Below are 9,000 nucleotides of genomic sequence, written 5' to 3'. Positions count from 1 at the left end.
GGGTCCTCCCGGCTGTCAGGGGTTGTGGTGGCTTGCCGCGATCACCCGGGTGTCATCACCGGTTTGCGAAACCTCAAGAATACCCCCCAGGAGTATGGTCTGAAGTGTTCACACAGCCAGATGGCGGACTCGCCGAAAGGGCAAGAGGGTCGAGTGGATGCGACGCAAGGAGACCTCCACTGCTGTTGGCTCGGTGCTGGCACTTGCACCGAACCAACAGCAGGAACGGGCTCAGGTCTCGCTGTGCTCGCCGTGGATTCGCAGGTCCATGAGCACGGCGCGATAGCTCGCGGCGCTGCGCGGTAGCCAGTCGAGCGCGGCGAGACGCCCCACGCCGGCCTTGCGCTCCACGTGCTCGGTGATCAGCGCGCGGTGTCGGTCGGAGTCCAGGAGCACGATGTCCGGACCCGTCAACCTCCCCGGCCCCCACGCGTCGGCATGGCGCCGACACCACGGCATCCAGGACGGGACCTCAACGACGTCGCCAAGCGCATCACAGTCGCCGCTGCACGTGACGCACTCGCGGCACAGGTAGGCGCCGACGTGCTCGCCCAGTCCGGTGTGGCTGTACACGTGAACGGCGACGGCCGGCCGGTCCTCGTGGCCGTCCGTGGCGCACGCCTGCACCGGCTCGGGGTCCTGGGCGGCCGTCCGCCCCGCGTTCTCCGTGAGGGCGCGCGTGTGCAGTTCGTCGAGCAGCGCGGACCGGAACGCGACGGTGGCCGGGTCGTCTTCAGTCGCGAGCGCGACGGCTCCGCTGATGACAGGTTCGTGGCTCCCTGCGATCAAGGAGGCGGCCTGCTGTCGGCCGGCCCGCGCGAGTACCTCGGCCTCGCCGGTGACGGCGACAGCGTGCACGACCCGGCCGAAGTCGGTCAGCTCGTTGTCGCTCAGGCGCATGATGTCGCGCCGCGCCAACGCGCGCTTGGTTCGCCACGCCACGAAGCCGGACCAGCCGACGAGCAGTGCCCCGTTCGGGGTGCGGCGGGCCGCGCCTCGTACAGCCTCCTGCATCGTCGGCGACAACTTCTTGTACGCCGCGACTGCCGTGCAGGCGGTCTCGATGGCGTTCGGCCGCTGGTCGGCGTCCTGGTGCTGTTGCTGGGGCTGTTGGCGCATTGGCTCGACGTGATCCGACGGACGGTCGCACGTGTCGTTCACGTCGAGCGGCCGGTCGCAGACGCCGTACCCGGTGCCGCGGCGAGCGCGAGCCCCGCAGCGCCGAACGATGGCGCGTAGCCGGTCGTCCGCTGCCCTCCCGGCCTCCGCTTCTCGGGCGTTGGCCTCCTCGGCAGCGGCCGTGGTCTTGTCCTTCTGCGCGGCCCGCGTGAGCACTTCGTCGGCACCTTTCACCAGCACAGCACGGACCAGGTGGCCGAAGTCGGTCACGACCGTGGTGCCGGGTTCGATCAGACCTCGACGGGCGAGCGCCCCCTCCGTCGGCATCCGGTGCCGTCCCGGAATGCGCAGGGCGCCGTCGCGTTCCGTGGCCTCGCGCATCTCGGCGTCCATCGACACTGACAGCGTCCCGGCGACCTTGACAGCGCGCTGGGCGATCTCGATGGCGGTGGTCATCGCGCCTTCGCCTCGCTGTCCACGGAGTTGTGCTCGATCCAGGCCTCGACGTCATGCCACTGCAGCGTTTCCGCCTTGACCTCGGCCGGCTCGACGTCGATCCACCCTCCCTCGAACCGGGTGAGAGTCACGACGCAGACCTCGCCATTCCAGATGTGCACACGGTCCGCTGACTGTTCGTCATACGCAGGCGAGCCGTCCTCCATCTCGTAAACCATGCTGATCATTTCGTCGGTTTTCACGGCAGACTCCTGTTCCTCGCTGTCATGGACGGGGTGGGATAGGTGTCGGTTAGGCCCGGGGGCAGTCACCGGAATCCGACACACCAATAATACCCCCATGGGGTATTAGGAAATCCGTGTGAGACGAGGCGCGATCACCTGGTCCGATTGCCATTACCGCGCGGGCGGAGAGGCGTCGACGCGTCTATCACCGGTTCGCGAGGAGCGCTGTATCTCGTTCGACCTCGCGTCCGCGCCACTCAAAATTTTCGAGCGTTTATGAGCCTGGGGTCGGTCATCGGAGGCGAATTCGCGATGTGTAGCTCTGAGTCGACACAGTGCACCGCGGCCCGTCGGCGGTCGTCTCTGGCCTGACGCGGCAGCCTGACGTGCGGGCCCGGCCGGCGTGTCGGTGCGGCCGTGCGGACGCGAACACCCCGCCGCGCCGAGGTGGGCGAGCGGGGTGTTCGGCTTCTTGGTCGCAGGGCTGCGGCCTCGGATCGGTTAGGGGATGACGAGATCTCGACGGGCCGATTCGGGATCCAGTTCGTTGACGACCTCGTACAAGCCCTCGCCGGCGCTCTCCAGGTCGCCATGGGCCTCGCTCAGGGTGGGCGCCGCATCGTTCAGCTCGGTCAGGCCCTCGTCGAGCATGGCGGACAGAATCTCGGCGATGCTGGCACGCGTGTCGTCGAGACGGTCGACGAGGTATGCCAGGTGGATCGTGTCCAACCTGCTCGCGGCCTCGGCCAGTTCTGCGGTGCCGACGCGTTGCGCCGTGTCCTCGAAGGCGGCCGCCGCCCGGATGACGTCAGTCACCTCGGTGGGGATGTCCATGATGGTGTCTCCTCCTACCCGGCGATCCGGGCAAGCTGACGCTGCGACTCGACCCACTTGCCGGCCTCGACGCGCCACCTCCGCAGAGTGCTCTGCGCACCCAGGTAGCGGCCGGCGCCGACGAACGTGGTGAACGAGTCGCCGTAGCCGTCGGAGGTCCCGCGCATGCTCACCACGCCACGGACCACGTCCAGCTCGGCGGAACCACCCTCGAACGTGGCCTGGACCCGCACCGTGCGGGAGACTCCGGTCCACCTCTGAGGCCGGCGCGTCCGGCGCGTGTGAGCAAGGACCACCCCGCCAGCAGGTGTCATCTGGGCGGTCAATTCGCCGACAACGTCAAAGCGCATGATTGCTCCTCACGGGATTGTTTCGGGAGAAATGGCGCCGGGTTGTCATTCCGGCCACCACGCATAAATTTACACCCGAACAGCGCAGGTCCGTTTCGTCACCGACGGTCTCGACGAGGCGCTCACACGCGCTCAGGCGGCCGCCGGGGGCAGTGACGTCGAGGTGCTGGGTGGGGCGATTCTCGTGCGGCAGTTCGTTCGTCGAGGCGGGCCTGGTCGATGAGATCCTCATCCACCTGGTGCCGCTGTTGTTGGGTGACGGGACGCGACTAATCGAGGCGATGACACGAACTGCAGGTGACCGAAGTCGTCCATTCCCGCGCGGCGACACATCTGCGGTACCGCGTGCTCAAGTCGGCCGCCACGTAGTCCCCGGACAGCGGTGAGGCCAGGCCGCATGCGCCCGGGTCGTCCTCTGGTGCGCGTCGCCGGCCAGCCTGTCCGGTGACCGCGACGCGGTCCTCGCCACGGTCGTGCTTCGCCATGGTCATGCTTCGTCGAGCACGGTGTCGGCCGACACGCCAACCCACAGCGCATGCCGGGCGACGCAACGCGCCGCCTCGGCGGGCGCGTGACCGCCGAACGATGCGTGCAATATCCGCTGGCCAGGCGTCTGCGAGGGCACCTGGCCAGCGGGGGACAAGGGTGGAATCAGTCCTCGTGCGGCCCGTTCGTCTCCGGGGTCGCATCCCGGTCGCAGTCAGGTCCGCCACCGTCATCGCCCGTGGCCGACGGCGGCTCAGGGAGTGTCTCGGGCACGTCGTGACTGGGGAGTTGCTCGACAGTGGTCCAAGGCCAGCGGCCGGCGCCGATGGGGTAGCGCCCCTGGAGAGGACCCGCCGCGACCGGGGCGATCAGCTCGGTGCACTGCTCGGTGAACGCGTCGTAGAGCTCGACCACGTCGCGGGCGTTGGCCGCCCAGCGGATCAGTTCGAGTTCGCCTTCGTCCACGTAGGGCAGGGTGCGTTCGTACCAGTCGCGTATCCATACGCACATCGCGGCGACAACGTCGCGGCTGAAGTACGGCGTCATGCCACCGTCTGGCCCGTGGACCAGGTGGGCGGGGAACACGTCCGGATAGTCGGGGTCCAGCTGGGTGGTGACGTAGACCTCGTCGGCTGGATGGTCACGAGCTGCGGATGAGCCTCGGCATACGCCTCCTCGCCACCTGAACAGGTGCCATCACAAAACGTCGGTTCGCCGATGCCCACGCCCGACAGCAGCGTGAAGTCATCGTCGTAGTGACCGGGACAGTACTGGGAACGGTCTTCGGTGTGTGCCATGAGAGATCCTCCGTCGATCTCGGCTCGTCTGTAGGAAATATCCTACAGACGAGTGTTGGATATCTCCTACAGAGGGGTGGTGTCGTACGGTGCAGACGTGTCGGGAACGTCCTCTGATCGCGTAGTGCCCGAACGTCGAGCGGCGTTCGGACGTCGACTGCGCCTTCTGCGCGAACAGGCTGGCCTCAGCCAGACCGCGGTCGCGGCCGCGGCGGGGATCGATCGGTCGTTCTATGCCGAGGTCGAAGCGGCGAAGCACAGCATCACGATCGACAAGGTGTTCCTGATCGCCGACGCGCTCGGCGTCCCGGTTGTCGAGCTGTTCAACGGGCAGGCTGGCTGAGCTGCCGGGCCTGCAGGGCGCAACAGCTAGCTCGGTCGGGAGAACGTGTCGAGCGGCGCATCCTGTGCCTGCGGCCGTGTCCGGGCGTGCTCGGCTGTCCGGCACGGTCTACACGGCCAGGGGCAGTGGGGTGATGCCGCCGCCGCGGGCGTACTCCTGCCGGCCAGCGTCGGCCCATTCGGCCTCGAACGCCGCGCGCTGCTTGGTGTTGACCGGGCCGGCGACCAGAGCGAACTCGTGGGTGGTGATCGGCCACTGGAGCACCTGGTCGGGCATGATGCGGACCTCGGCGCGGGGTACACGGTCGGACCCGGTCCACACCGCGGTGTCGTAGGCCGCGGCGATGTGGGTGAGGATCGCGAGCGCCTGCTCGCGGGTGTGGGCGGTGTAGCAGGGGCGGATGGAGCGCCAGGTGTCGCCGCGCTCGTGCGGGTTCTTGACCGTGCGGCCGTTGCGGCCGCGGATGCTCTTGCCGGTGGTCGGCTCCTTGACGGAGGCGGCCCGGTAGACGCGGCGGATCTCGACCACCGTCCACTGCTCGGCGGCGGCGAACTGGTCCTCCACGCGGGCGGCGACCTCGGTGAGGCGATGCTTGCGGACCACCTCGGTCGCCGCGACCCGACCGAACAACTTCATCCGCGAGTTCAGCGAACGCGCCCGCTGCTCGAGGTACAGCGCTTGCGCGCCGGCGGCCGGTTCGGTGCGCCACCGCTCCGCGAGCGCTGCCTGCGCCTTGGCGGAGGACGCTTGGAACGGGCAAGTTATTGCGAATATCCGGTAACGATCTGCGGCCGAGCATCCGAGCTGGCCAGTTGAGCGGGAGTGTCGGCCAGGGTGTCTTGACCTGCCGGATTGAGGGTGCTCGCTGTTGGTGTGGGTGCTGTCGGTAGGTTGCCTGGCATGCTTAGCGACGATCTTCCGGTCGAGGTCGGTCGGAGTGTGGAGCTGTTCCTGACTGCCGTGGACGAGTTGGCGCCGGGCTTGGTCACCGGCTTCTACCTGGTTGGATCGGTGGCCTTGGGCGACTTCCATCCGCGTGGTGCCGGTCGCGGTCGGCTGAGCACGGCCAGCGACATCGACTTCGTCGCGGTGACCGACAGCCGCGTAGAGCGTGAGTCGCGGGAGATGGCGGCGTTGGCCGAGGCGCATGCCCGCACCGTGGCTCGCTTCCCCCGGCCGCACTTTGATGGTGCGGTGCTCACCTGGACCGACCTTGCCGCAGGGCCGGACGGCTGCCCCGACGTTCCCTGCGCGCAGGAGAGCCGGTTCACCCCGGCCGGACGGTCCGGCCTCAACCCGGTGATGTTCTGCGAGCTGGCCGGACACGGGATCACAGTGCGCGGGCCACAGCCGGTCGAGGTGGACCTGTGGGCCGACCAGAATGCCTTGCGCGCGTTCACCGTCGACAACCTCCGCACTTACTGGCGGCCGTGGTGGCAGCAGAAGCAGCAGCGGAGCGCCCTGTCCCTCGCCATCGGACTCAGCCCATGGTTCCCAGTGTGGGCGGTTCTCGGCGTGAGCCGGCTGCACCACCTGCTCGCCACCGGAACGATGACCTCCAAATGCGGTGCCGGCCGATACGCCCAGAACGAGTTCGACCCGCGCTGGCAGCGCATCATCGCCGAAAGCCTGAGCCTGCGCACCGACGGCACCGAAGGACGCCGGACATACCGCAACCCGCTGGCCCGCCGCCGCGACACCCTCGCCTTCCTGGACACCACCATCGACGCCGCGCTCGCACTGCCGGCCGAATCCTGACGGCGCCACGCCGCGGCCAGTTGACCGAGGACGGCACCTAGCATGCCCACTGTGAACCTGGATACCGGCGATGCTGTCGAGCTGACCGAACTGCTTCAGTTCCTGCATGACTGGCTCGCCGCTGACCACAACCGGCTTGGCGAGTCGTTGAACGGTTTCGTGGGAAGCCGTGCCTACGATGTCGACCAGTTGCGCGCCGACCTCAACAGGTTCGTCTTCCTGCTCGGCGGCAACGACGGCGAGGGTCTGTTTTCCCACGAATCCGACTAGCGCCTGGGTGTTCATGGCCGTTCTCCAGTGATGCTCTCGTGGACTGCGGTCAGTGAGACGAACGAGCGGTCGGTGCCGAGCTGCTCGGGGGTCGGGCCAGCGGGGGTGGGGATGTCGGCGAGGCGCTTGGCCAGTTCGGTGAGCGCGTCGCGGTCGCCTTCGAGGGCGGCACGTTCGTCGTCGGTGAGGGTGAGGCGTTCCAGCGTTTGTTCGACGCCGTCTTTGACGGCCAGCAGTTGCCCGGCGCTGGACTGTTTGGGCAGGTAGAAGGGGCAACGGGCGCAGGCCAGCCGGTGTGGGCATGTGGCGAAGAAGTCGTAGGTGCAGTAGCCATCGCCGAGGTCGTAGTACTTCCACGGCTGCTCTCCACCGGTTGCCGCGCCGGACAGGATCGACTCGCGGTCGATGAGCACTTGGATGGTGCGCACGTTGCGGGCGAAGTAGTCGGCTTTGCGGTAGGCGGCGGTGAGTCGGCGTTGCAGGATGGCCGCGTAGTGTCGGGTGCTGGAGAAGTGCTTGTGCCCCAACCATTCCTTCAGGTCCGCGATGGACAATGGCTCGGGTGCGTTGAGTAGTTGGGTGGCGATGGTGGACCGGGCGCGGTGGCTGGTCAGCGCGCCGCGGGAGTCTGTTTCGGGGATGCCGGCCCTGCGGCAGAGTGCGGGCAGCACGGTGTCGTTGAGGTAGGCCTTGCCGATTTGTGCACCGCGCATGCAGAACAGGAACTCGCGGCGCTGCCCGGTCTTGGGGTCCACGATCTGGGGTTGGGGCGGTCGGACGTGGCGCCAGGCGTCGATGAGCTGTCCGACGATGGGGTCGACCGGCTTGGTGAACGGCCGGGACGTCTTGTTCTGTGGTACTCGCAGCAGGCAGATCGGGAAGGTCTCGCCGGTCTGCTCGTCACGGCCCTCGTCCCGCTCGATGCAGTCGATGTCGAGTCGGCGGATCTCGTCGATGCGGCACCCGGCGAACAGCCACACGCCGACCAGGGCGCGGACCATCTCGATCGGGTAGTAGAGCCGCCGGCCGTCGGTGGCGGCTTCGTTGGCCTTGTTGTTGGTCTTGGCGACTGGCGGGCCGTACTCGTTGAGGTCCTCGCTGTTGAGGGTGAGCCCGGCGGCCATGAGCTTGGCCCAGGAGACCTCGTCGATGATCCGCGGGTTCGGGCCGATCTGGGCGCGCACCGACAGCGGCCCGGCCAGTACCTTGCGCGGGTCGAACCTCGGCTTGATCCACTCCCAGTCGATCAGGTCGCAGAAGAATCCGCGCAGGCTGTCGATGCGTTGCACCTTGCCCACTGCCGCGAGTGGCTGGCCGAACTTGCTCTTGTTGCGGTTGTGCCCGGCCCACTGCCCGTGGACCGCGTGCAGGGTGTCGGCGACGTACTCGGCGGCGATGTCGCGGGTCCACAGGTGTGGCTTGAGTGCCTCGGGGTGTTTCTCGGCGGCCCATCGCCCGGCGATGAGGATCACCGAGAACATCTGTCGGAGCGTGCCTGGCTCGAGGGTGGACAGCGCTCGCCATCGCTGGGCCCACGCCAGCCAGCTCGCCGGGACCGTGGCCAGGGTGTCGGGGCGCGGGCCGCGTTGCGGATCGGTGTTGTGCAGCGGGTGGGCGATGATGCCTCTGTGCGCGAGCACTCGGGAGACCTTGATCAGCCCGCTGCGCCGGGCGCCTTTCGAGTAGCGCTCGGCCAGCGCGCGTACTTGCAGCTCGGTGACTTCCTCCAGCCGAGATGTGCCGGCGACTAACAGCAAGTCGCTCAGCGCTGACGGAATCTGGTTGACGACGGTGTGTCGGGAGGCATCCCACGACCGAAGGGTGTCGACGACCTCACTGATCGCTGCTTGGACGACCTCGCGTCCGAACACCAGCCCGGCCACCGACGGCTCGTGGACCTGCACGTGATGGTGCAGCGTGCGGTGCCCGCCGAGCAGGTTCGCGATGGCGACGACCGGCCCGCGGCGGCCGCTGTCGGTGGACGCGGCAGCGTCCTCGACGACGTTGATCCAGGTCGCCTCATCCCAGCACCAGTACGGCTGCTGCTCGGTGTGCACCCGGCTCAGCACGCTGTTGCGCGCCCGTGCGACGTTGACCGCATGCCAGTGGTTGGTCACCGCGTCGATCGGCTCCAGCAGCCGGTGCAGGGCACGGCGACGTACTGCGCTGGACCGGAGACAGGGCTGGTCGTAGGTCTTGGCAAGCGCCTCACGCTCAACCGCGGTCAGCTCGTTGGTCGGCTCGTTCACCAGGCCTCCACCAGCGCGGCGAGGCGTCGCTCGCGGTCGGCCTGCAGCGAGCGGGTGGCCTTGTGCAGCTTGGCGGCCAACTCCCGACCGGACAGGTGGATGTACTTCAGCGTG

Annotated in this window: 10 protein-coding genes; 3 read left to right on the top strand and 7 right to left on the bottom strand. The window is 68.0% G+C overall.

Annotated features, from left to right (window positions below; genetic code table 11):
* Positions 1 to 231: 231 nt before the first annotated feature.
* From ACJ73U_RS21240 to ACJ73U_RS21220, 5 genes are all read right to left on the bottom strand, one after another.
* Positions 232 to 1,575, bottom strand: coding sequence for a hypothetical protein (locus ACJ73U_RS21240; protein ID WP_407779416.1), 1,344 nt, complete (start codon positions 1,573 to 1,575; stop codon positions 232 to 234).
* On the bottom strand, positions 1,572 to 1,817 hold the full coding sequence (locus tag ACJ73U_RS21235) for a hypothetical protein (RefSeq protein WP_407779415.1): 246 nt from the start codon (positions 1,815 to 1,817) through the stop codon (positions 1,572 to 1,574). Before ACJ73U_RS21235 ends, ACJ73U_RS21240 begins: the two co-directional genes overlap by 4 nt.
* 483 nt (positions 1,818 to 2,300) lie before the next feature.
* Positions 2,301 to 2,633: a hypothetical protein gene (locus tag ACJ73U_RS21230; RefSeq protein ID WP_407779414.1), complete on the bottom strand. Its 333-nt coding sequence runs from the start codon at positions 2,631 to 2,633 to the stop codon at positions 2,301 to 2,303.
* Positions 2,634 to 2,647: 14 nt separating this feature from the next.
* A complete protein-coding gene (locus ACJ73U_RS21225) occupies positions 2,648 to 2,866 on the bottom strand; it encodes a hypothetical protein (RefSeq protein ID WP_407779413.1) in 219 nt (72 codons plus the stop codon).
* Between the two features lie 768 nt (positions 2,867 to 3,634).
* Complete coding sequence (locus ACJ73U_RS21220; protein ID WP_407779412.1) at positions 3,635 to 4,015, bottom strand: hypothetical protein; 381 nt, start codon at positions 4,013 to 4,015, stop codon at positions 3,635 to 3,637.
* Between the two features lie 348 nt (positions 4,016 to 4,363).
* On the opposite strand from ACJ73U_RS21220, the gene ACJ73U_RS21215 reads away from it, so the two are divergent.
* Positions 4,364 to 4,609, top strand: coding sequence for a helix-turn-helix domain-containing protein (locus ACJ73U_RS21215; protein WP_407779411.1), 246 nt, complete (start codon positions 4,364 to 4,366; stop codon positions 4,607 to 4,609).
* Between the two features lie 108 nt (positions 4,610 to 4,717).
* Here ACJ73U_RS21215 and ACJ73U_RS21210 read toward each other — a convergent pair whose 3' ends face one another.
* Positions 4,718 to 5,245, bottom strand: coding sequence for a hypothetical protein (locus ACJ73U_RS21210; protein ID WP_407779410.1), 528 nt, complete (start codon positions 5,243 to 5,245; stop codon positions 4,718 to 4,720).
* A 303-nt stretch (positions 5,246 to 5,548) separates the two neighbouring features.
* Between ACJ73U_RS21210 and ACJ73U_RS21205 the strand changes: the two genes are divergently transcribed.
* Together ACJ73U_RS21205 and ACJ73U_RS21200 are read left to right on the top strand one after the other, a co-directional pair.
* On the top strand, positions 5,549 to 6,367 hold the full coding sequence (locus tag ACJ73U_RS21205; RefSeq protein WP_407779409.1) for a hypothetical protein: 819 nt from the start codon (positions 5,549 to 5,551) through the stop codon (positions 6,365 to 6,367).
* Between the two features lie 51 nt (positions 6,368 to 6,418).
* Positions 6,419 to 6,637 (top strand): hypothetical protein, encoded by a 219-nt coding sequence (locus ACJ73U_RS21200; protein WP_407779408.1) that lies wholly within the window; start codon positions 6,419 to 6,421, stop codon positions 6,635 to 6,637.
* Between the two features lie 11 nt (positions 6,638 to 6,648).
* Here ACJ73U_RS21200 and ACJ73U_RS21195 read toward each other — a convergent pair whose 3' ends face one another.
* Positions 6,649 to 8,886 carry a tyrosine-type recombinase/integrase gene (locus tag ACJ73U_RS21195; RefSeq protein WP_407779407.1) on the bottom strand — a complete coding sequence of 746 codons (2,238 nt, stop codon included), beginning with the start codon at positions 8,884 to 8,886 and terminating at the stop codon, positions 6,649 to 6,651.
* Positions 8,887 to 9,000: the final 114 nt, after the last annotated feature.

This window comes from Actinophytocola sp. (genome assembly GCF_045807065.1).
GTDB lineage: Bacteria > Actinomycetota > Actinomycetes > Mycobacteriales > Pseudonocardiaceae > Actinophytocola.
The sequence above is the reverse complement of the archived record's forward strand: the minus strand, read 5'-3'. Positions and strand labels throughout refer to the sequence as shown.

Coding starts and splice junctions, on each gene's coding strand:
- ACJ73U_RS21220 (WP_407779412.1), bottom strand. CDS start 4,015: ATGACGCCGTACTTCAGCCGCGACGTTGTCGCCGCGATGTGCGTATGG.
- ACJ73U_RS21230 (WP_407779414.1), bottom strand. CDS start 2,633: ATGGACATCCCCACCGAGGTGACTGACGTCATCCGGGCGGCGGCCGCC.
- ACJ73U_RS21240 (WP_407779416.1), bottom strand. CDS start 1,575: ATGACCACCGCCATCGAGATCGCCCAGCGCGCTGTCAAGGTCGCCGGG.
- ACJ73U_RS21210 (WP_407779410.1), bottom strand. CDS start 5,245: ATGAAGTTGTTCGGTCGGGTCGCGGCGACCGAGGTGGTCCGCAAGCAT.